16 protein-coding genes, 1 tRNA gene, 1 rRNA gene, 1 other RNA gene, 2 pseudogenes and 1 other annotated feature are annotated in these 21,192 nt (G+C 41.7%); of the genes and pseudogenes, 6 read left to right on the top strand and 15 right to left on the bottom strand.

Annotation, left to right across the window (positions count from 1 at the left end; genetic code table 11):
* Nucleotides 1–147: 147 nt before the first annotated feature.
* The 7 genes from ACNO7B_RS00110 to tadA all read right to left on the bottom strand — a co-directional run bounded on the left by ACNO7B_RS00110 (nucleotide 148) and on the right by tadA (nucleotide 4,544).
* The gene (locus tag ACNO7B_RS00110; RefSeq protein ID WP_008342006.1) at nucleotides 148–411 is read right to left on the bottom strand and encodes a pro-sigmaK processing inhibitor BofA family protein; all 264 of its coding nucleotides are present in this window, start codon (nucleotides 409–411) and stop codon (nucleotides 148–150) included.
* Nucleotides 412–477: 66 nt separating this feature from the next.
* Nucleotides 478–702 (bottom strand): YaaL family protein, encoded by a 225-nt coding sequence (locus ACNO7B_RS00105; RefSeq protein ID WP_008342008.1) that lies wholly within the window; start codon nucleotides 700–702, stop codon nucleotides 478–480.
* A gap of 18 nt (nucleotides 703–720) precedes the next feature.
* Complete coding sequence (gene recR / locus ACNO7B_RS00100) at nucleotides 721–1,317, bottom strand: recombination protein RecR (protein WP_003218094.1); 597 nt, start codon at nucleotides 1,315–1,317, stop codon at nucleotides 721–723.
* A 15-nt stretch (nucleotides 1,318–1,332) separates the two neighbouring features.
* Nucleotides 1,333–1,656 (bottom strand): YbaB/EbfC family nucleoid-associated protein, encoded by a 324-nt coding sequence (locus ACNO7B_RS00095; RefSeq protein WP_025206594.1) that lies wholly within the window; start codon nucleotides 1,654–1,656, stop codon nucleotides 1,333–1,335.
* Between the two features lie 25 nt (nucleotides 1,657–1,681).
* Nucleotides 1,682–3,394 carry a DNA polymerase III subunit gamma/tau gene (dnaX, locus tag ACNO7B_RS00090; RefSeq protein ID WP_181891411.1) on the bottom strand — a complete coding sequence of 571 codons (1,713 nt, stop codon included), beginning with the start codon at nucleotides 3,392–3,394 and terminating at the stop codon, nucleotides 1,682–1,684.
* 332 nt (nucleotides 3,395–3,726) lie between these two features.
* An RNA gene (gene ffs, locus ACNO7B_RS00085) (signal recognition particle sRNA large type) lies at nucleotides 3,727–3,991 on the bottom strand.
* 76 nt (nucleotides 3,992–4,067) lie between these two features.
* The gene (tadA, locus tag ACNO7B_RS00080) at nucleotides 4,068–4,544 is read right to left on the bottom strand and encodes a tRNA adenosine(34) deaminase TadA (protein ID WP_181891410.1); all 477 of its coding nucleotides are present in this window, start codon (nucleotides 4,542–4,544) and stop codon (nucleotides 4,068–4,070) included.
* 79 nt (nucleotides 4,545–4,623) lie between these two features.
* On the opposite strand from tadA, the gene ACNO7B_RS00075 reads away from it, so the two are divergent.
* The 4 genes from ACNO7B_RS00075 to ACNO7B_RS00060 all read left to right on the top strand — a co-directional run bounded on the left by ACNO7B_RS00075 (nucleotide 4,624) and on the right by ACNO7B_RS00060 (nucleotide 7,884).
* The gene (locus ACNO7B_RS00075; protein WP_017359012.1) at nucleotides 4,624–5,178 is read left to right on the top strand and encodes an isochorismatase family cysteine hydrolase; all 555 of its coding nucleotides are present in this window, start codon (nucleotides 4,624–4,626) and stop codon (nucleotides 5,176–5,178) included.
* A gap of 99 nt (nucleotides 5,179–5,277) precedes the next feature.
* The gene (locus ACNO7B_RS00070) at nucleotides 5,278–6,525 is read left to right on the top strand and encodes a glycoside hydrolase family 18 protein (RefSeq protein WP_151023375.1); all 1,248 of its coding nucleotides are present in this window, start codon (nucleotides 5,278–5,280) and stop codon (nucleotides 6,523–6,525) included.
* A 79-nt stretch (nucleotides 6,526–6,604) separates the two neighbouring features.
* Nucleotides 6,605–7,228: a deoxynucleoside kinase gene (locus ACNO7B_RS00065; RefSeq protein WP_017366700.1), complete on the top strand. Its 624-nt coding sequence runs from the start codon at nucleotides 6,605–6,607 to the stop codon at nucleotides 7,226–7,228.
* Nucleotides 7,225–7,884, top strand: a complete 660-nt coding sequence (locus ACNO7B_RS00060; RefSeq protein ID WP_024719578.1) for a deoxynucleoside kinase — start codon at nucleotides 7,225–7,227, stop codon at nucleotides 7,882–7,884. Before ACNO7B_RS00065 ends, ACNO7B_RS00060 begins: the two co-directional genes overlap by 4 nt.
* 84 nt (nucleotides 7,885–7,968) lie before the next feature.
* On the opposite strand, the gene ACNO7B_RS00055 is transcribed toward ACNO7B_RS00060, so the two are convergent.
* From ACNO7B_RS00055 to pdxS, 5 genes and pseudogenes are all read right to left on the bottom strand, one after another.
* Nucleotides 7,969–8,061, bottom strand: a tRNA-Ser gene (locus tag ACNO7B_RS00055).
* A gap of 292 nt (nucleotides 8,062–8,353) precedes the next feature.
* Nucleotides 8,354–8,686 (bottom strand): annotated as a pseudogene (locus ACNO7B_RS00050) (methyl-accepting chemotaxis protein); the annotation flags it as partial.
* Between the two features lie 596 nt (nucleotides 8,687–9,282).
* The gene (gene serS, locus ACNO7B_RS00045) at nucleotides 9,283–10,557 is read right to left on the bottom strand and encodes a serine--tRNA ligase (protein ID WP_008342028.1); all 1,275 of its coding nucleotides are present in this window, start codon (nucleotides 10,555–10,557) and stop codon (nucleotides 9,283–9,285) included.
* A 47-nt stretch (nucleotides 10,558–10,604) separates the two neighbouring features.
* Nucleotides 10,605–10,820: a binding site (T-box leader), on the bottom strand.
* A gap of 53 nt (nucleotides 10,821–10,873) precedes the next feature.
* Nucleotides 10,874–11,464, bottom strand: a complete 591-nt coding sequence (gene pdxT / locus ACNO7B_RS00040; RefSeq protein ID WP_417901022.1) for a pyridoxal 5'-phosphate synthase glutaminase subunit PdxT — start codon at nucleotides 11,462–11,464, stop codon at nucleotides 10,874–10,876.
* Nucleotides 11,465–11,484: 20 nt separating this feature from the next.
* The gene (pdxS, locus tag ACNO7B_RS00035; RefSeq protein WP_008342033.1) at nucleotides 11,485–12,369 is read right to left on the bottom strand and encodes a pyridoxal 5'-phosphate synthase lyase subunit PdxS; all 885 of its coding nucleotides are present in this window, start codon (nucleotides 12,367–12,369) and stop codon (nucleotides 11,485–11,487) included.
* Between the two features lie 246 nt (nucleotides 12,370–12,615).
* On the opposite strand from pdxS, the gene ACNO7B_RS00030 reads away from it, so the two are divergent.
* Nucleotides 12,616–14,094 carry a PLP-dependent aminotransferase family protein gene (locus ACNO7B_RS00030; protein ID WP_007496070.1) on the top strand — a complete coding sequence of 493 codons (1,479 nt, stop codon included), beginning with the start codon at nucleotides 12,616–12,618 and terminating at the stop codon, nucleotides 14,092–14,094.
* Between the two features lie 42 nt (nucleotides 14,095–14,136).
* On the opposite strand, the gene ACNO7B_RS00025 is transcribed toward ACNO7B_RS00030, so the two are convergent.
* Nucleotides 14,137–15,462, bottom strand: coding sequence for a D-alanyl-D-alanine carboxypeptidase family protein (locus ACNO7B_RS00025; protein ID WP_008342036.1), 1,326 nt, complete (start codon nucleotides 15,460–15,462; stop codon nucleotides 14,137–14,139).
* A gap of 160 nt (nucleotides 15,463–15,622) precedes the next feature.
* Nucleotides 15,623–17,089 carry an IMP dehydrogenase gene (gene guaB / locus ACNO7B_RS00020; protein ID WP_008342039.1) on the bottom strand — a complete coding sequence of 489 codons (1,467 nt, stop codon included), beginning with the start codon at nucleotides 17,087–17,089 and terminating at the stop codon, nucleotides 15,623–15,625.
* Between the two features lie 121 nt (nucleotides 17,090–17,210).
* Between guaB and ACNO7B_RS00015 the strand changes: the two are divergent.
* Nucleotides 17,211–18,143 (top strand): annotated as a pseudogene (locus tag ACNO7B_RS00015) (YaaC family protein); the annotation flags it as partial.
* Between the two features lie 23 nt (nucleotides 18,144–18,166).
* On the opposite strand, the gene ACNO7B_RS00010 reads toward ACNO7B_RS00015, so the two are convergent.
* Nucleotides 18,167–21,097 (bottom strand): 23S ribosomal RNA (locus ACNO7B_RS00010).
* Nucleotides 21,098–21,192: the final 95 nt, after the last annotated feature.

Genomic DNA, 21,192 nt, shown 5'->3' with positions numbered 1-21,192 from the left:
ACCTCTTCAGAAGCGACTAGAACATCTTATCACGTCCAAGTTGTTAGTGTCAACAACTTTTTTGTTATTATGTTTTTTCGTTTCTTCGTCATCAGCGACGTATATTAATTTACCACCATATATAATCAAAGTCAACAATATTTTGCATTAAATAATAAACTTTTCAATTACGACTAAAGCTGCTACACCTGGAATGCCCAACAAACCACTAATTCCACTCGTTACAGGGTTAATGGAAACATGCAGCCCTAAACTCTCACCGAATAAATTGAGACAAAATAAAAAAAGAGCACCTGCGACAAACTTAACTCCAATAAGTCCTAACCATTTGAATGGATTCGCTTGAACACCCGACATAAACAACAATAAAACAGCTAACAAAATTGAACCAATCACAATAACAGGTTCCATAATCCTCTCATCTCCTCTTCATATGAATAGTACAAGCATATGAGAGGATTATGGAAAATAGACCTGCTATCTCCAGTTGTTTAAACGTAAATTTCTCTTTTTCGCTTCTCTCAGATAGAAAAAGTACTTCGCTTGAGCAAGCTTTAATTCGAATAGAATGTCCGGTGAAGGCTCAACGCTATTTGCGACAAGCTTTTTTTGTCTGTTCCATTCTTCCTTTTGCTTAAAAAGCTGTTGAATTAATATCTCATCGAATTCTTTTCGAATTGATTTTCTGCGAAGAAAACCCATGTACCGTACTTCTCCTTCCTACATCTCACGTCTGCCTTCTAGAGCCTTAGAAAGTGTGACTTCATCCGCATACTCTAAGTCTCCACCTACTGGGAGTCCGTGAGCAATGCGAGAGAGTTTAATTCCTGATGGTTTCAACAATCTAGAGATATACATAGCTGTCGCTTCACCCTCAATGTTTGGGTTGGTTGCAAGAATGACCTCTGTGACTTGATCGTCTTGCAATCTTTTTAATAGGTCAGGAATTTTAATATCCTCTGGTCCAATTCCGTCCATTGGTGAAATAGCACCATGAAGCACATGATATAAGCCGTTGTATTCTTTCATTTTTTCCATTGCGATCACATCTTTTGGATCCTGCACGACACAGATCACAGATTGATCTCTTCTTGTATCTTCACAAATATAGCAAGGATCCTGGTCGGTGATATGTCCGCAAACAGAACAATAAGTTAAATTACGCTTTGCATTAACAAGTGCCTTCGCAAAATCCAGCACGACATCTTCTTGCATACTAAGAACAAAAAAAGCCAGACGGACCGCAGTTTTAGGTCCGATTCCTGGCAATTTCATAAAGCTATCAATCAGCTTTGATATTGGTTCAGGATATTGCATCTTCAGTTATTCCTCCTAGAATAAACCTGGCATGTTCATTCCTTTTGTGAATTGACCCATTGTTTCATTCGTTAGTTCATCAACTTTTTTCAATGCATCATTTGTTGCTGCAAGTACAAGGTCTTGAAGCATATCGATGTCTTCAGGATCAACAACTTCTTCATTAATCGCCACATCAATGACTTCTTTTTGTCCATTTACTTTTACAGTGACCATACCGCCACCCGCAGTACCTTCAAGGACTTTTTCTGCAAGCTCTTCTTGAGCCTTAGCCATATCCTTCTGCATTTTTTGCATTTGTTTCATCATTTTTTGCATATTTCCCATTCCACCGCGCATATGAACACCACTCTCTTTCAAATTGTTAATCTTTAATTTCAATTAAATCGGTTCCTACTAACTTCTTTGCTTCTGCAATTAATGGATCTTCTTCAGCAGAAGCTGACTGACCATCTGCTTGTTCTTCAGGCTGATGATCTCTTAAAAATTCTTCTCTTATTTTACCCCATTGAGCGTCAGGAACGCCAACTAATTCCACTCTTTTTCCTAGCATAGATTCTAGCAGTTGCTCAAGATTGGTTCGAACACCACTTTTATCTTCGGCCACCATCTTACAATGTATTTCAAATTTGAATTTTAAAACAAAGGCATGAGTTGCCGCCGCAACTGGTTCACTATCTGTTAATAGCGCAGCGTGAGAAACCTTATTTTGCTGTTTTAATTGGGCAAGAAGCTCTCCCCATTTGCCTTTTATTTTTTCTAGTTCCGGTCGCTTCGCTTCTTTTAAAATCTCATGAATTCGACCGACAGGTGCGCGATAGCCATTTTTATTACTCGTTTGAGGTCGAGGTGCTTCCGTTTTTGCTTGAGGACTCTGAGACTGAGTCATTGGAACACCCTCAGCTTTTAGCCTAGATAGCTCCTGTTCCAGCCTGTCTATTTTATTCGTTAACGCTGTTAGGTCGGAATCAGCCGGAGATGATACAGCACCAGCCGTTGACTGACAGAGCTTAACCACAGCTACTTCAAAGAAAATTCTAGGATGATTTGTCCATTTCATTTCCTGATGGCTTTTATTCAGCACTTCAATCGTTTCATAAAGAAACTGAGGTGCCACACGTTCTGAAAGAGCCACAAACTTATCGTCGACTTTGACTTTTTCAAGGACACCTTCAAGATCCGGTGCTGTTTTGAATAAAAGCATATCTCTAAAGTAGAAGATCATATCCTCTATTAATTTCGCAGCATCTTTCCCCTGTTGAAGCAATTCATTTAACGTATCCAGCGCTATCGCAATATTTTGCTCAAAAATGGCTTCAGCAAGCTGACTAATGAAATGCTGAGATACAGCACCTGTAATGAGCAGTGCATCATCAATTGTGAGCTGTTCACCACTAAATGAGATCGCTTGGTCAAGGAGACTAAGTGCGTCACGCATGCCTCCATCTGCCGCACTAGCAATAATCTCGAGTGAACCCTCTTGTATATTTAGGCTTTCTGCATCTACAATTTTCTCCATTCGTCCAACAATATCTTTTGTCGTGATCCGTTTAAAATCAAATCTCTGACATCTTGATATGATGGTAAGAGGAATCTTATGAGGCTCTGTGGTAGCCAAAATAAAGATACAATGAGCAGGTGGTTCCTCTAGCGTTTTAAGAAGTGCATTAAATGCCCCGATAGAGAGCATATGTACCTCATCTATAATATAAACCTTATATGTAACCGCTGAAGGAGCAAATTTCACTTTATCACGTATATCCCGAATTTCATCTACCCCGTTATTTGAGGCAGCATCTATTTCAATCACGTCTGAAATCGAACCGGTCGTAATCCCTCTACAGGCATCACACTCATTACACGGCTCACTAACAGGTGACTTTTCACAGTTCACTGCTTTCGCAAAAATCTTGGCAGCACTTGTTTTACCTGTTCCTCTAGGACCTGAAAATAAGTAAGCATGAGAAAACTTTTTCTGCAAAAGGGCATTTTGCAACGTTTTTGTGATGTGTTCTTGTCCAACAACATCCTCAAAAACTTGAGGTCTGAACACTCGGTATAAAGCTTGATAACTCACAAATACGCCCTCCTCCATTTATCATCATGTTCATTATACATGATGCAACGATCAATTCAAAAGTACACCTTTATTTTCTAATAAACGAAAAAGAGCATTTCCTTTAAAGACTTTTTACTTTTCTTGATTAAAAAACGTGTTTTCCTGCTTTCTGAAAATGTCTGCCAGATCAATAAGAACATTTGTTCTCTCTATGGATTGCTTCAAAAAAAACCTCACCTTAAAAATGGCTTTTTTGCTATTTGTATAAACAAAACAACTGATATATTCTTTCAATAGCAACAAAAAACTCACCTAGATAAACTAGATGAGTTACATTTAATATTGATTTACCGTGCACCTTCTGTCGATTCGCTACCCCAAGCGTTACTTAAACAGTTAGCTCGGCCCAGGCAACCCTGCGGCACATGAGAGGTTTCACTTAATGCTGCTTCCTTCCGGACCTGACATGGTTCATGAATTCCCATTGCGCAGGACCCAGACGTCAACACCACTTATTTAAGGCAGACCTTGAAGTAAACGAACCTTGAGAAGGGATTCGGCCTCGCTAGAGCGGATTGCGAGTACAGGGCACCGCTACCTCCCCGCTTAGCACGGCAAAATGAATATTAAATTGTTGGTGACGCAGACATAAGTATACCTTCTAAGTGATAAAATTGCAAACGACATCCATTCATTTACTTTTCGCTTGCTTCTTCTGCTGACGGAGGTCTCGAAAGAACTGACTTAACAGCTCACCACACTCATTTTCAAGCATACCGCCAATGACTTCAGACTGATGATTGAACCGCTCATCGTCCAATAAATTCATTAAAGTACCAGCACATCCACCTTTAGGATCATAGGCACCAAAAACGACCTTTTTCACTCTTGAAAGTACAATAGCGCCTGCACACATTGGGCACGGTTCGAGTGTAACATAAAGTACAGCATCTTCTAAACGCCAGCTACCAGTCATTTTACACGCTTCATCAATAGCAAGTAATTCCGCATGAGCAATTGATCGCTGTTCACTTTCCCTTAAATTGTGAGCACGGCTTACAATTTGATCATCAACAACGATGACGGCACCGATTGGAACTTCTCCTATTTGTTTTGCTTTCAAAGCTTCAGAAATAGCTTCTTGCATAAACTGTTCATCTTTCGTCATAGCACGGCTCTCTTTTCATGTTTTTTTAAAGGATATTGAGGTTAACATATTATCACAATCTTTTAAAGGGGGTCTTGATTTGCCAAAACAACAAAAGGCACTACTTATTATTGACATGATCAATAATTTTGATTTCGAAATGGGACATGTGCTCGCTGAAAAAACAGAGCAAATGACCAATAAAATTTTAGCCCTTAAACAACACGCTTTCAAGAAAAATTGGCCAATTATCTATATCAACGACCACTACGGACTCTGGAAGGCTGATATCAAAGCTGTTATGGAAACATGCAAAAACGAAAGAAGTGCCCCTATTTTAGAACAAATGGCACCATCTAAAGATGATTACTTCTTAATTAAACCTAAGCACTCTGCCTTTTACGGAACAGCACTAGAGACACTCCTAAATGAATTAGGTGTGCAAGATCTTATTTTAACTGGAATTGCCGGAAACATCTGTGTCCTGTTCACTGCAAATGACGCTTACATGCGAGAGTACAACCTCACTGTACCTAAAGATTGTATTGCTTCAAATGATGATAGAGACAACGAGTACGCTTTAACGATGATGGAGAACGTTCTTCTTGCCAAAATCACAACAACTAAAGAGATCACGGATGAAAATCAAACATGATTTATCCATCACCCTCATAAATTGTTAGCAATAACAAAGGGGGCGTTGACCATTCAAATTTATGTTGTCAAAAGAGGAGATACGTTAAATGAAATTGCCATGCGTTTTAAAACAACGGTAAATGAAATCATTCGGACCAACGACATCGAAACACCAAATCAACTAGTCGTTGGACAAACAATTGTCATCCCTATTAGAGGTCAATTTTATGAGGTCAAACAAAATGATACACTTTATCAAATTGGAAGAAGATTTCAAATTTCGGTAGAAGAATTGGCACGTGTGAATCGGATTCGGCCTGAAGCTATATTGCCTATTCGTTTTTTGCTTTATATTCCACAAAGACCGAAAAGAAATATTAATTCTAACGCTTATATAGAACCTCGCGGAAACCAAGTCAGCGAAAATTTAAAGCAAGCAGCCAGAGAGGCATCTCCATACTTAACACATCTCGGCGCTTTTAGTTTTCAAGCGCAAAGAGACGGCACACTTCGCGAGCCACCATTAGATCAATTGCCTCAAATTGCCGCTCAAAGCAGAACGGTTTTATCCATGGTAGTCACAAATCTAGAGAATGATAAATTTAGTGATGAACTCGGGCGAATCCTTTTAACAAATCAATCTGTCAAAACAACATTATTAAATGAAATCGTCCGCGTTGCTCAAAAGTATCAATTAAAAGAAATCCATTTTGACTTTGAATATTTACGCCCTGTTGATAAAGAAGCCTACCTTCAATTTTTAAGAGAAGCAACAACTCGTTTTCATCAACAGGGTTGGACTATTTCTGTGGCACTTGCTCCTAAAACAAGCAGTGAACAGAAAGGAAAGTGGTATGAGGCGCATGACTATGAAGCAATCGGTAAGATCGTTGATCATGTTGTGCTAATGACTTATGAGTGGGGCTACAGCGGCGGGCCTGCACAAGCCGTCTCTCCGATCGGCCCTGTCCGCCAAGTCATTGAATATGCACTGACTGTCATACCTGCCAATAAAATTGTGATGGGGCAGAATTTATATGGTTATGATTGGACGCTTCCTTATGTTCAAGGAGGCCCTATCGCCAAAGCCGTCAGCCCTCAACAAGCGATTGCCATTGCTAGAGAGAATAATGTATCTATTTTATATGACGAAACAGCACAAGCACCTTATTTCCGTTATACAGATGCTAACAACAAAGAACACGAGGTTTGGTTTGAAGATGCAAGATCCATTCAAGCCAAATTTAATCTCATTAAAGAGTTAAACCTAAATGGAATTGCTTACTGGAAATTAGGTCTATCCTTCCCACAAAACTGGTTGTTGTTATCAGATCAATTTAATATTGAAAAAAGAACGACATCGTAATTCATACGCTCTATCTCTCAGAAGGGGTATGGTACAATATACATTGGTTTGACAACTTTATAGATAGAGGAGAACGCCTATGTATCCTGCCCCTTTTATTGCAGTGGAAGGCCCAATTGGAGCCGGAAAAACAACCTTGGCTACAATGCTTTCAAAGGAATTTCAATTTCCTTTAGTAAAAGAAATTGTAGAAGAAAATCCATTCTTAGATAAATTTTATGAAGATATGGAACAATGGAGCTTTCAGCTTGAGATGTTCTTTCTATGCAATCGGTTTAAACAGTTAGAATCTATTGAAGAGAACTATGTCAAAAAACAGCAGCCGATTGTCACTGATTATCATGTCTATAAAAATATGATATTTGCAGAAAGAACCTTATCCAAAAAGCACATGGATAAATACAGAAAGATCTATCACTTGCTGACAGATGATCTTCCTAAACCAAATGCCATGATCTATATAAAAGCCAGCCTTCCCACCTTACTTGATAGAATAAAGATGAGAGGCCGATCTTTTGAAGAAGACATTGATCCAGCTTATTTAAAAACCTTGATTGAAGATTATGAGTTGGCCATCGAGCATTTAAAACAAACTGACCCAGGTCTTCCTATTATTACAATTGAAGGCGATCATACAGACTTCGTTTCCTCACAGCAAGATTACCAGCAAATTGTACAGAACATAAAGGAGCAAGTACTATGAAAAATATCGAAATACCAAAGGATGCTGTCATTACAATTGCAGGGACAGTTGGTGTCGGAAAATCGACCATGACGAAAACAATAGCGGACAAGCTAGGGTTTCAAACTTCTCTCGAAAAAGTAGATGATAATCCATACTTAGAGCCTTTTTATTCAGATTTCCAAAGATGGAGCTTTCATTTACAGGTCTATTTCCTAGCTGAACGTTTTAAGGAGCAGAAACGAATCTTCGAGTCTGGTGGAGGTTATGTACAAGATCGGTCCATTTATGAAGACACTGGTATTTTTGCTAAAATGCACGCAGACAAAGGTACCATGTCAGAGGTAGACTATGAAACGTATACAAGTCTATTTGAGGCGATGGTGATGACACCTTACTTCCCTCACCCAGATGTCCTCATTTACTTACATGGGGATTTAGATCATATATTACATCGTATTGAAGAGCGCGGGAGAGAGATGGAAACTCAAACCGATCGAGCATATTGGGAAGAAATGTACACTCGATATACGGAATGGATTGAACAATTTGATCTGTGCCCTGTGATTAAAATTAATATTGAAGATTACGACTTACTTCATGATGAAAGCTCACTTGATCCTATTCTTCATGAAATTGCTTCTGTTATTCAAAAAAATCGCTCTAACACAAAATAAAAAAAACCGCTGCACTTCTCGAATGCAGCGGTTTGACAATTTCCAATTTTTATGCGTTTCAATTCAACTAAGGTAAAATCAATATGGCGGAGGAAGAGGGATTCGAACCCCCGCGGGCTTTGACACCCCTGTCGGTTTTCAAGACCGATCCCTTCAGCCGGACTTGGGTATTCCTCCGTATCGACAAGAATTAATATATCATATCATCTTATTTTAAGTCAACATCTTTCCGAAAAAAATTTCAACATTTGATTTTGGTATGATGTTTAGTCTATAAAAAGCTAAAATGAACTTTATTTTAGCCTTTCGTCTTCTTTTCAGCGTAATAGAAAACCTTTGCAGTCTAGGAAGGACGAGTACTGGCGCGGAGCGAATTTGGCATTCGTGAGCACCAGCACGCAGGACTGACAAAGAATGCGAGGGTTTGTCTACACGCTGAAGCAGCCGATTATCGGCTGCTCTTCATTTATTACGTATCCTGTCTAATTTCTTCAATAAAAGTATTCATCTCTTCTTTAAAATCATTTAATGACTCAATAATCTTTGTAAAGTCTGTCACTTGTTTAGCTTGTTCGTTTGTTGAACTGCTGATTTGTGAGATATTTTCAGATAAAGTGCCAATGCTGTCTTGGATTTCTTTTAAAAATGCATTAATGGTTTCAGCTGCTTCCTTTGATCCATCTGATAACTTTCGTACCTCGTCTGCAACAACAGCAAAGCCTTTTCCATTTTCACCTGCTCTTGCCGCTTCAATTGCAGCATTGAGTCCTAACAGGTTTGTTTGTCTCGCAATACCGCCAATGGTTTTGACGACTTCTTCAATGTTTGCGGATTTCTCTTCTGCTCTTCCGGCCTGCTCACTAATTTCCAAGCTTGTCGCAGCCAGTTCTTGAGAATGAGCAGCAATTTGCTCAATTCCACCTTGTAACTCTTTCGCTACTTTATTGATATGTTCCATATAGCCGCTTAATTTCTTCTCACGATGATGTGAAAAAGCCACTAAAAAAGAGCCAATCACTTTTCTATCTTCATCAAAAATCGGATAACCTTTTACAGCAATTTCATAACCATATAAAGACTCTGGCAAATGCCCATCATATTCTTGTCCTCTTAATGTCGTCGCCACGTTTTGGTCCTCTGGGTTTAAAGCGTCCCCTACTTTAATGCCAAAATCTACTGTGGTCGATGGATAATAGCAAAGTACCTTTTCTGTATCAGTGATGCCGAAAAGAACACTTTCATCTAGAACTTTTCTGAGTAATTGAGCCATTTCAACATAATAGTCAAGCCTATTCAAGGTTATTCCTTCTTTCCTAGATGCTTTTAGTTCTTTTATCGGCTTATTCTAGAAAAGCTGTAGAAGTTTAGGTAAAAAGAATAAGATGCCATGATGGCATCTTATTTTATCACTTCTTTATTTCCCATATAAGGACGTAACACCTCAGGAATGATCACTGTTCCATCCTCTTGTTGATAGTTTTCTAAAATGGCTGCAACAGTTCTTCCTACTGCTAAACCAGATCCATTTAATGTGTGCACGTGTTCTGGCTTTGCTTTAGGCTCAGGGCGGAAACGAATGTTTGCTCGTCTCGCTTGGAACGCTTCAAAGTTACTGCAAGAAGAAATTTCACGATACGTATTTTGGCTTGGAATCCATACTTCGATATCGTATTTCTTCGCAGCCGTAAAGCCTAAATCTCCTGTACACATGCTCATGACACGGTATGGCAGGTTCAATAATTGAAGAACTTTTTCTGCTTGGTTTGTTAGTTTCTCTAATTCTTCATAAGAATCTTCTGGTCTGACAAATTTCACAAGCTCTACTTTGTTAAATTGGTGCTGACGGATGAGTCCGCGCGTATCTCTGCCGGCAGAACCAGCTTCTGATCTAAAGCAAGCACTAAATGCTGCATAATTGATTGGCAGCTGCTCTCCTTCAAGAATCTCGTCACGGTGCATGTTCGTAATTGGCACTTCAGCCGTTGGAATGAGGAAATAATCTTCTTCTCGAATTTTAAAAGCATCCTCTTCAAACTTTGGAAGCTGTCCAGTTCCTGTCATGCTTGCTCTGTTGACCATATAAGGTGGTAGTACTTCAGTAAAACCAAATTCATCTACGTGTAAATCCAGCATAAAGTTATAAAGTGCACGCTCTAACCGTGCGCCTAGCCCTTTATAAAAAACGAAACGGCTTCCTGTCACTTTTCCTGCACGTTCAAAATCCAAAATTTTCAGCTCATCAGCTACATCCCAATGCGGCTTTGGTTCAAATGAGAAGGCTGGCTGTTCGCCCCATTTTCTCACTTCAATGTTGTCATCTTCTGTTTCACCGACTGGTACAGAGTCATGAGGGATGTTTGGAATTGAGAATAGGATGGTTTGCAGGCTTTCCTCTACTGTTCTTAATTCATCATCCAACTTCTTAATCTCATCGCCTACCTCACGCATTTCTTGAATAATGTGATCGGCGTCTTTCTTTTCTCTTTTTAGAACAGCCACTTGCTGTGATACTTCATTTCTTCGGCTCTTTAATACTTCTGTTTTGCCGATTAATTCTCTTCTTTTTTGATCTAGTTCACCAAACTTATCAAAATCCGCTAAATCTTCACCTCGATGGGCTAATTTTTCTTTGATTTGATCAAAATCCGTGCGCAGTTGTTTAATATCCAGCATGTGTAACACTCCTTTTTTATCGAAAAATAAAAAGAGCCCTCATCCCTGAAAGGGACGAGAGCTCTCGCGTTGCCACCCTGATTGAAAACACGCCAAAAGCATGCTTTCCTCTTTCCTCTGTAACGGCATCACCGTAAATGCTTACTTCGTGTTTCAGCATTTCGCTCAAGGATGGATTCAGAATGCATCTTTCACCGATTCTCACCAACCATCGGCTCTCTGAGAAAGAGGGGCTTCTTACTATTTCCCGTCAACGCTTTTTCGATCTTTGATTGTGATTTTAATGTACTATAAGTTTTATCTCTTTTCAACCGTTTTATACAGCAAGCTTCGTTTTATAGGACTCCACCATCTCAACAAACAGCTGTGTTAACCTATGGTCGTCTGTCAGCTCTGGATGAAAAGAACAACCTAAGATATTGTTTTCTTTCGCCATCACAATCCTGCCGTCATACTCAGCCATGACCTCTACGCTCTCATCTGCGCTGATGATATGAGGCGCACGGATGAACACTCCTGTAAACGGCGCATCCAGTCCTTTCACTTCTACATCTGCTTCAAAGCTGTCTACCTGTCTGCCAAACGAATTACGTGCAACAGATACATTTAACAGGCCAAGATGAGCATCTTCTCGATCTTCTATATGCTTTGCCAGCATAATCAAACCGGCACAAGTCCCAAATATCGGTTTACCTTGAGCAGCGAACGCTTTAATCGGTTCAATGAATTGGTACGTATCCATGAGTCTTCTCATCGTCGTACTTTCACCACCAGGAATAATCAGACCGTCAATCGTTTCTAACTCCTCTACCCGTTTGATGATCTTTCCCGCTACGCCACAAGCTTCAATCGATTGAATATGCTCTCTCACCGCTCCTTGAAGCCCTAGTACACCAATTGTTAGCATGTTCGTTTGCGCTCCCTTAATTACCAGCCACGCTCTTGCATACGCTCTTCTGGCAGAAGATTTGAAATTTCAATTCCTTTCATCGCTGTTCCAAGCTCTTTAGAAAGCTCTGCAATTAGACGGTAATCTGTGAAATGAGTCGTTGCTTCTACAATCGCTTTTGCAAACTTAGCTGGATTGTCTGATTTGAAGATACCAGAGCCGACAAATACACCATCTGCTCCGAGCTGCATCATTAATGCTGCATCTGCTGGTGTCGCAACACCTCCAGCTGCAAAGTTTACAACTGGCAATTTGCCTTCTTTTTTAATTTGAAGCAATAATTCATAAGGTGCGCCCAGATTCTTGGCTTCTGTCATCAATTCATCTTCACTCATTGCCGCCACTTTACGAATTTGAGCATTGACCTTTCTCATATGACGAACAGCTTCTACAATATTTCCTGTACCAGGCTCACCTTTTGTACGCAACATAGATGCACCTTCTGCAATACGACGAGTCGCCTCACCTAGATCACGGCAGCCACATACGAAAGGAACCGTGTATTCATTTTTATTTAAATGGAATTCCTCATCTGCGGGCGTCAGCACTTCACTCTCATCAATATAATCAACACCAAGTGCTTCAAGAACACGAGCTTCCACGATGTGGCCGATACGTGCTTTTGCCATGACTGGAATCGTTACTGCATTTTGTACTTCTTCCACGATTCTTGGGTCTGCCATACGGGCAACACCGCCTGCTGCACGGATATCAGCTGGTACCCGTTCTAGTGCCATTACTGCCACTGCGCCTGCTTCTTCTGCGATTTTTGCCTGCTCAGCATTGACGACATCCATAATGACGCCACCTTTTTGCATTTCTGCCATTCCACGTTTTACTCGTTCAGTTCCCTTATTGCTCACAATTGTTTCCTCCCATTTGTCTATTCGATTAATTCAACACCTTTATCATACAAGCGTTAGAGTATAACAATAAAGAGAATAGTATAACAATTCAATTAGCTCATAAAAAAGAAGAAACCCTTATATATCAAGGTTTCATAGTTAAAAAGGCATCATTCTCTCTTTTAAGTGTTATTAACATGTTATAATGCATCTATAACAATTCGAAACCATCTATAACAATTCCACACCCATTGGAGGATTTTCATGCATATTGATATCCATCGACATTCAGATACATCTCTTTCAAATCAGATTTACTTTTCCATCGTTGATCACATTCAATCAGGTCTGCTTCAACAAGGCGATAAGCTGCCGACTGTACGTGATCTAGCGAAACAGCTGAATGTAAGTCTTGTCACAGCAGCAAAAGCCTATACACGGCTTAAGGACGACGGATTTTTAACGACTGTACAAGGAAAAGGTACGTTTGTGAATGAGCAGCATGAGCAAACTGACATCCCGGTTCAGTCATCTACTTCTTTCGATTGGCAGTTATCGATCCCTGATTATTTACCAAGGTCTCAATTCGCTCAGTATCACTATGTCGAAGAAGCCATTAATCTTTCTTCCTCTATGATTGATCCTGGTCTTTTACCTAACCGGTATTTAGAAAAAGAAATGCAGCATGTCCTGGCCCGGCATCCTCAAATCATGTCAAAATACGGAGAAATACAAGGTGACCTTCAGCTTCGTCAGGTCATTCAATCATTTCTAGAAAAATTAGATGTCCCTTCTACTCCTGAAAATATCCTTGTCACTAGCGGTTCTCAGCAAGGGCTTGATTTAGTAGCACGTACATTTATCGGGCCGGATGATGTAGTTGTCATGGAGGCGCCCACCTATCCAGGCGCAATTGATGTCTTTATGGGGAGAGGGGCACGAATTATTACGGTTCCTGTCGACCATGAAGGAATGAACATGAAACAGCTTCAAAGCATTTGTGATAAATATAAACCAAAGCTCATCTATACCATTCCTACTTTTCACAGTCCTACAGGCGCCAGTATGTCGATGAAACGAAGAAAACAGCTGCTTTTACTGGCACAAAGCATTGATTGTCTCATTGTAGAGGATGATCCTTATCGTGAGCTTTATTTTGAAAAGAAACCGCCGGCACCCATTAAAAGCCTAGATCACGATGGACACGTCATTTATTTACGAGGATTAAGCAAGACACTGGCTCCAGGATGCAGAATTGGAATTATTACAGCGTCAGGCTCTATATTTAACCGTTTATTAGCTGCAAAAGCCAATAATGATTTAGGGAGCCCGCTTCTCACCCAAAAGGCGATCTTACCGTTTCTCACATCCAAGAAGATGATCGATCATACGAAAAAATTAAGAACTGCCTTGAAGGTGAGACGCGATTTGATGATGGAAGTGTTGACAAAACATGCGCCAAAGGACGTCACGTGGCAAATCCCACAGGGCGGGCTCAATTTGTGGCTTAGCTTTCCTTCCTGGGTCGATACACGTGCCCTATTACATGAGGCACGGAAGCAGCAAATCACCTTCCTGCCTGGCTCTGTCTGCTATCCTGGGGAGCCGAAGCAGAATTATATACGTCTCAGTTTTTCTTATGTGAATGAAAAGGCACTGACAGAAGGGATGGAAAAGTTATGTGGTATTTTTCAGCAGGCCTTGTCTACACCTCAAAACCACAAACAATCTCTTTTCTTTTAACGATAAAAAAACTGCTCTCACATATAGAGAGCAGTTTTTTTATTAGAACCAACCTTTTACTGTGTCGACGATTCCGCCCCAAATGCCAGCGAAGAATCCACCTACACCACGCATTGCAAGGATGAACCAGTTTGCTTTTTCATCACCTGTTTTCGTCACAAGCTCAACACCTGATTGGTCTTTACTCAAATAGCCGTAGTCCTTCTCATCACCAGAATAAGAAGTCGTCAGCATGCCAACCTTTGTTCCTTTTTTAATAGGAGCTTCTAGGTTCTTTTTATCAATATTTACTTTCGCTTTATAGCTCTTCTCGTCACCATTTTTAACCGGTACAGAGAAAGCTTCTTTCGTTACGACGGGTACTTCTTTATCTTTCCCTTTATCGACTTCGATGTTTTCATGTCCCTTGATTTGTTGGCCTTTTTTGTACATTTCTTTCATCGTGAAGTTTTTAAAGGCATAATCGAACAATTTTTTCGCCACATCAAAACGAGCTGTATGAAGATTTCCTTTAGCATTCAGGACAACTGCGATCACACGCATGTCACCACGTTTTGCTGTACCTGTGAAGCTAGAACCAGCTGAATCAGTAGAGCCCGTTTTCAGACCGTCTACGCCTTCATATTCTTTCACAAGTCCTTTAAGCATAAAGTTCCAGTTTGGCATGTCCATTTCGTCATCTGTGCCTTCTCTGAACTTTGTTTTCGCGATGCTTGCTGTTTCAAGAATTTCTGGATGATCTTTGATGAGATGCTGTGCAAGCAAAGCCATATCCTTTGCGGAAACTTCGCTTTCTTCATCAGGTCCCGTACCTTTTGGCTGTTTGCCATGTAAGTCTTTATTTTCTAATCCAGTTGCATTCACGAATTTGTAATTGGTTAAGCCAAGTTCTTTTGCTTTTGCATTCATTTTTTCAACAAACTTTGATTCTGATCCAGCGATTACCTCTGCTAGACCAATTGCTGCTGCATTTGCTGAATAAATAGCCGTTGCTTGATAAAGTTCTTTGACAGTATACGAACCATCTTTTCTCAATGGAACATTGGATAAACTGCGATCCTGGGAAATTTCGTACACGTAATCATCTGGGGTATATGTTTGATCCCATTTCACTTTGCCTTCAGCAATCGCCTCTAGTAATAGATACTCTGTCATCATCTTTGCCATACTTGCAATAGGCAGTCTTTGTTCTGCGTTTTTACTATAAAGAATTTTACCTGTAGAAGCTTCAATAAGGATGGCTGCTTTCGCATTCACATTGAATGGATCTTCAGCCGCTTTTGCTTTGGACATTGGGGTAAATGCAGTAACAATCAATGCCAATGCAAGGATAGAGACCATAAGCTGTTTCAACATCTTGCTGTTCAATCGTCATACCTCCGTATTCATCTTTTTTCGACGTTTTTCATATATATTTAATCCACAAGGGCTTATTTCGACACAACAGTATAAATTTTATCACAATAAAGACAAAAAAAATAGACAGAGTCATAGACCCTGTCAAATGTAATTTGATTGTCACAATTTATCAAGAAATTGTGTAGTTTGGTGATTCTTTTGTAATTTGTACATCATGTGGATGGCTCTCACGAAGACCTGCACCTGTCATGCGAATGAATTGTGCTTCTTCTCTAAGAGTACGTAAGTCCTGTGTTCCACAGTAGCCCATACCAGAGCGAATACCGCCAACGAGTTGGTAAACAGTGTCAACAACTGGTCCTTTATACGGTGTACGTCCTTCGATACCTTCTGGAACGAATTTTTTATTATCTTCTTGGAAGTAACGATCTTTACTTCCTTTTTCCATTGCAGCAACAGAACCCATACCACGATATACTTTGAAACGTCTGCCTTGGAAAATTTCTGTTTCTCCTGGGCTTTCAGATGTACCAGCAAGAAGGCTTCCCAGCATAACAGCATGTCCACCAGAAGCTAATGCTTTCACGATATCACCTGAATATTTAATTCCACCATCTGCAATAATAGATTTACCATGTTTTCTTGCTTCTGTTGCACAGTCATAAATCGCTGTGATTTGTGGTACACCGACCCCTGCAACAACACGTGTTGTACAAATCGATCCTGGTCCAATACCCACTTTTACAATATCTGCTCCAGCTTCAAACAATGCTTTTGTTGCTTCAGCTGTTGCAACGTTACCAGCAATGATATTAAGAGAAGGATACGTTTCACGGATTTTCGATACAGTGTCTAGAACACCTTGAGAATGACCGTGTGCTGTATCAATGACGATCACATCAACATTGGCTTCTACTAATTTTTTCACACGAGTCATTGTATCGCCAGTGACACCTACAGCGGCACCAACAATTAAACGGCCATGTGCATCTTTAGAGGAGTTAGGGAATTCGATCACTTTTTCAATATCTTTGATGGTGATGAGACCTTTTAATGTTCCTTCGTCATCTAAAAGAGGTAATTTTTCAATTTTATATTGCTGAAGGATTTTTTCAGCTTCTTCTAATGTTGTTCCAACAGAAGCTGTCACAAGTTCCTCTTTTGTCATCACGTCGCTAATCTTCATTGAATAATCCGAAATAAAACGAAGGTCACGGTTCGTAATAATCCCAACAAGCTTTTGATCTTGTTCGTTATTAACAATCGGTACACCAGAAATACGATATTTACCCATTAAATGTTCTGCATCGAATACTTGATGATCCGGTGTTAAGAAAAATGGATTTGTAATAACACCACGCTCTGAACGTTTTACTTTGTCCACTTGTTCAGCTTGCTGCTCAATAGACATGTTCTTATGGATGATTCCAAGACCACCTTGACGTGCCATTGCAATCGCCATTTGTGATTCCGTCACAGTATCCATTCCTGCACTAATAATTGGAATGTTCAGCTTTAAAGTGCTTGTTAACTCAACTGATAAATTGACATCACGCGGAAGCACCTCAGACTTTGCTGGAACAAGCAACACGTCGTCAAACGTCAAACCTTCTTTTGAAAATTTACTTTCCCACATTAGTAAATCCCCCTCTTTTCGGCAAAATATTATATGTAGATTATCAACTAGGAAACAGCATGTCAAGGAAGCAACAAACAGTTGCAATTTTTAGAAAATACAAAGAGAGTTGAGGAAGAAGATGAAAAGTTCAGGATGGAAGGATTTAAAACGTTTTTACTCACTTGAAACTTCCCAAAAGTTTCTATTTCAACAGTACGAGAAACGGAACATTCAGGAGGCAAACCAGCAGGCCTATAAAAACTGTGAACGATTTATTTACTTTTTAAAGCACGGTCATACATTTTATGACCAAGCCGCATCAGCTCCACTTGAACTAAAACCGATTTTATTGTTTTATGGAATGGCACAGCTTTTAAAGGCATGTTTGCTGACAGTGGATCCCGACTATCCTTCTCAAACCTCTGTCTTAGCTCATGGCGTCACCTCAAGAAAAAGAAAGAAGCAACATTATCGTTTTAGTGAGGATGAAGTCAAGATTCAGCGAAACGGATTATGTATGCATGTATTAAAGCACTTATTTCATTTAAATGGTCTTGAAGATGAACGATTTACGATGATCAATCTCCTTTCAAAAATACCTGAGATGGGTCACATTCTGGAGTTTCAAAAACAACCCTCTACTTTAGTGAAAGTAGAGCAAGCAAATGGCATGTTGATTCAAGATCATATTCCCTTGCTCTATAACATGTCTGCCGAACGTTTTATTGAATATTTTGAGTTCCATACAACTTGGAAGCTTAAGCAACGAGAGGCTAAAAAACTTGTATTTGATGTATTTTCAGAAGAAAACCCTGCTCTTGCTACTCACCTTCACTATGATTTAGAAATGAATCAATGGTTCATTCCATCAACACGAGATGCCTTTTTAGGGATCCCTGAGATCATCAGCCATTACTTATTAATGTATAACCTCAGTATGATTGCCCGCTACGAAACAGAATGGTGGTACGAGCTTTTATCTCAATACATTAGTGATGATTATGTCATGATTGAACGTTATATGGAGATTGCAGAGGACAAGTTTCCGGCTTATATCATGATGCTGCTAGAAGGTTCATTTTTCACATTAGAATATAGGTTAAGTCCTCGATCTATTAGTATCTGTCAGCTCCACGTGTCACCACGCTTCCACCTCAGACCTATCAACCTGATCATCTTTCAGGGATCTTACTTCCTTGCGGAATGGGAAATCTCATCTTGAGGGGGGCTTCATGCTTAGATGCTTTCAGCACTTATCCCGTCCGCACATAGCTACCCAGCGATGCCCTTGGCAGAACAACTGGTACACCAGCGGTGCGTCCATCCCGGTCCTCTCGTACTAAGGACAGCTCCTCTCAAATTTCCTGCGCCCGCGACGGATAGGGACCGAACTGTCTCACGACGTTCTGAACCCAGCTCGCGTACCGCTTTAATGGGCGAACAGCCCAACCCTTGGGACCGACTACAGCCCCAGGATGCGATGAGCCGACATCGAGGTGCCAAACCTCCCCGTCGATGTGGACTCTTGGGGGAGATAAGCCTGTTATCCCCGGGGTAGCTTTTATCCGTTGAGCGATGGCCCTTCCATGCGGAACCACCGGATCACTAAGCCCGACTTTCGTCCCTGCTCGACTTGTAGGTCTCGCAGTCAAGCTCCCTTGTGCCTTTACACTCTGCGAATGATTTCCAACCATTCTGAGGGAACCTTTGGGCGCCTCCGTTACATTTTAGGAGGCGACCGCCCCAGTCAAACTGCCCACCTGACACTGTCTCCCTGCCCGATAAGGGCAGCGGGTTAGAAGGTCAATACAGCCAGGGTAGTATCCCACCGATGCCTCCACCGAAGCTAGCGCTCCGGTTTCCAAGGCTCCTACCTATCCTGTACAAGCTGTACCAACATTCAATATCAGGCTGCAGTAAAGCTCCACGGGGTCTTTCCGTCCTGTCGCGGGTAACCTGCATCTTCACAGGTACTATAATTTCACCGAGTCTCTCGTTGAGACAGTGCCCAGATCGTTGCGCCTTTCGTGCGGGTCGGAACTTACCCGACAAGGAATTTCGCTACCTTAGGACCGTTATAGTTACGGCCGCCGTTTACTGGGGCTTCAATTCGCACCTTCGCTTACGCTAAGCGCTCCTCTTAACCTTCCAGCACCGGGCAGGCGTCAGCCCCTATACTTCGCCTTACGGCTTCGCAGAGACCTGTGTTTTTGCTAAACAGTCGCCTGGGCCTATTCACTGCGGCTTCTCGGGGCTTTAACACCCTAAGAAGCACCCCTTCTCCCGAAGTTACGGGGTCATTTTGCCGAGTTCCTTAACGAGAGTTCTCTCGATCACCTTAGGATTCTCTCCTCGCCTACCTGTGTCGGTTTGCGGTACGGGCACCTCTCACCTCGCTAGAGGCTTTTCTTGGCAGTGTGGAATCAGGAACTTCGCTACTAAATTTCGCTCGCCATCACAGCTCAGCCTTCACGGGAAACGGATTTGCCTATTTCCCAGCCTAACTGCTTGGACGCGGATATCCAATACCGCGCTTACCCTATCCTCCTGCGTCCCCCCATTGCTCAAATGGTGAGGAGGTGGTACAGGAATATCAACCTGTTGTCCATCGCCTACGCCTTTCGGCCTCGGCTTAGGTCCCGACTAACCCTGAGCGGACGAGCCTTCCTCAGGAAACCTTAGGCATTCGGTGGACGGGATTCTCACCCGTCTTTCGCTACTCATACCGGCATTCTCACTTCTAAGCGCTCCACCAGTCCTTCCGGTCTGACTTCACTGCACTTAGAACGCTCTCCTACCACTGTTCGTAAGAACAGTCCGCAGCTTCGGTGATACGTTTAGCCCCGGTACATTTTCGGCGCAGAGTCACTCGACCAGTGAGCTATTACGCACTCTTTAAATGGTGGCTGCTTCTAAGCCAACATCCTGGTTGTCTAAGCAACTCCACATCCTTTTCCACTTAACGTATACTTTGGGACCTTAGCTGGCGGTCTGGGCTGTTTCCCTTTCGACTACGGATCTTATCACTCGCAGTCTGACTCCCAAGGATAAGTCATCGGCATTCGGAGTTTGACTGAATTCGGTAACCCGGTAGGGGCCCCTAGTCCAATCAGTGCTCTACCTCCGAGACTCTTACCTTGAGGCTAGCCCTAAAGCTATTTCGGAGAGAACCAGCTATCTCCAGGTTCGATTGGCATTTCACCCCTACCCACACCTCATCCCCGCACTTTTCAACGTGCGTGGGTTCGGGCCTCCATTCAGTGTTACCTGAACTTCACCCTGGACATGGGTAGATCACCTGGTTTCGGGTCTACGACCACGTACTCATGCGCCCTATTCAGACTCGCTTTCGCTGCGGCTCCGCATCTTCTGCTTAACCTTGCACGGGATCGTAACTCGCCGGTTCATTCTACAAAAGGCACGCCATCACCCGTTAACGGGCTCTGACTACTTGTAGGCACACGGTTTCAGGATCTATTTCACTCCCCTTCCGGGGTGCTTTTCACCTTTCCCTCACGGTACTGGTTCACTATCGGTCACTAGGGAGTATTTAGCCTTGGGAGATGGTCCTCCCGGATTCCGACGGAATTTCACGTGTTCCGCCGTACTCAGGATCCACTCTGGAGAGAACAACATTTCAGTTACAGGGCTGTTACCTTCTTTGGCGGGCCTTTCCAGACCTCTTCGCTTATATCGTTCCTTTGTAACTCCGTATAGAGTGTCCTACAACCCCAAGAGGCAAGCCTCTTGGTTTGGGCTGTTCCCGTTTCGCTCGCCGCTACTCAGGGAATCGCATTTGCTTTCTCTTCCTCCGGGTACTTAGATGTTTCAGTTCCCCGGGTATGCCTTCTCATACTCTATGTATTCAAGTATGGATACTACTCCATTACGAGCAGTGGGTTTCCCCATTCGGAAATCTCCGGATCAAAGCTTGCTTACAGCTCCCCGAAGCATATCGGTGTTCGTCCCGTCCTTCATCGGCTCCTAGTGCCAAGGCATCCACCGTGCGCCCTTTCTAACTTAACCATTTCTTACTTTAGAAAGAATCACTATGTGTGATGAACTTTGCATTGCATTCAATGTGAATGTATTACTTATTGTTATCTAGTTTTCAAAGAACA

Origin of the sequence: Bacillus sp. AK25, from assembly GCF_048270685.1 — a bacterium.
Classification (GTDB): Bacteria; Bacillota; Bacilli; order Bacillales; family Bacillaceae; genus Bacillus; species Bacillus altitudinis.
This window is presented reverse-complemented; position numbering and strand designations above follow the sequence as displayed.

What these genes read in the sequence shown, in the direction of transcription:
- ACNO7B_RS00110 (WP_008342006.1), bottom strand. Translation starts at nt 411, where the DNA reads ATGGAACCTGTTATTGTGATTGGTTCAATTTTGTTAGCTGTTTTATTG.
- ACNO7B_RS00105 (WP_008342008.1), bottom strand. Translation starts at nt 702, where the DNA reads ATGGGTTTTCTTCGCAGAAAATCAATTCGAAAAGAATTCGATGAGATA.
- recR (WP_003218094.1), bottom strand. Translation starts at nt 1,317, where the DNA reads ATGCAATATCCTGAACCAATATCAAAGCTGATTGATAGCTTTATGAAA.
- ACNO7B_RS00095 (WP_025206594.1), bottom strand. Translation starts at nt 1,656, where the DNA reads ATGCGCGGTGGAATGGGAAATATGCAAAAAATGATGAAACAAATGCAA.
- tadA (WP_181891410.1), bottom strand. Translation starts at nt 4,544, where the DNA reads ATGACGAAAGATGAACAGTTTATGCAAGAAGCTATTTCTGAAGCTTTG.
- ACNO7B_RS00070 (WP_151023375.1), top strand. Translation starts at nt 5,278, where the DNA reads ATGCGTTTTAAAACAACGGTAAATGAAATCATTCGGACCAACGACATC.
- ACNO7B_RS00065 (WP_017366700.1), top strand. Translation starts at nt 6,605, where the DNA reads ATGTATCCTGCCCCTTTTATTGCAGTGGAAGGCCCAATTGGAGCCGGA.
- ACNO7B_RS00060 (WP_024719578.1), top strand. Translation starts at nt 7,225, where the DNA reads ATGAAAAATATCGAAATACCAAAGGATGCTGTCATTACAATTGCAGGG.
- serS (WP_008342028.1), bottom strand. Translation starts at nt 10,557, where the DNA reads ATGCTGGATATTAAACAACTGCGCACGGATTTTGATCAAATCAAAGAA.
- pdxT (WP_417901022.1), bottom strand. Translation starts at nt 11,464, where the DNA reads ATGCTAACAATTGGTGTACTAGGGCTTCAAGGAGCGGTGAGAGAGCAT.
- ACNO7B_RS00030 (WP_007496070.1), top strand. Translation starts at nt 12,616, where the DNA reads ATGCATATTGATATCCATCGACATTCAGATACATCTCTTTCAAATCAG.
- guaB (WP_008342039.1), bottom strand. Translation starts at nt 17,089, where the DNA reads ATGTGGGAAAGTAAATTTTCAAAAGAAGGTTTGACGTTTGACGACGTG.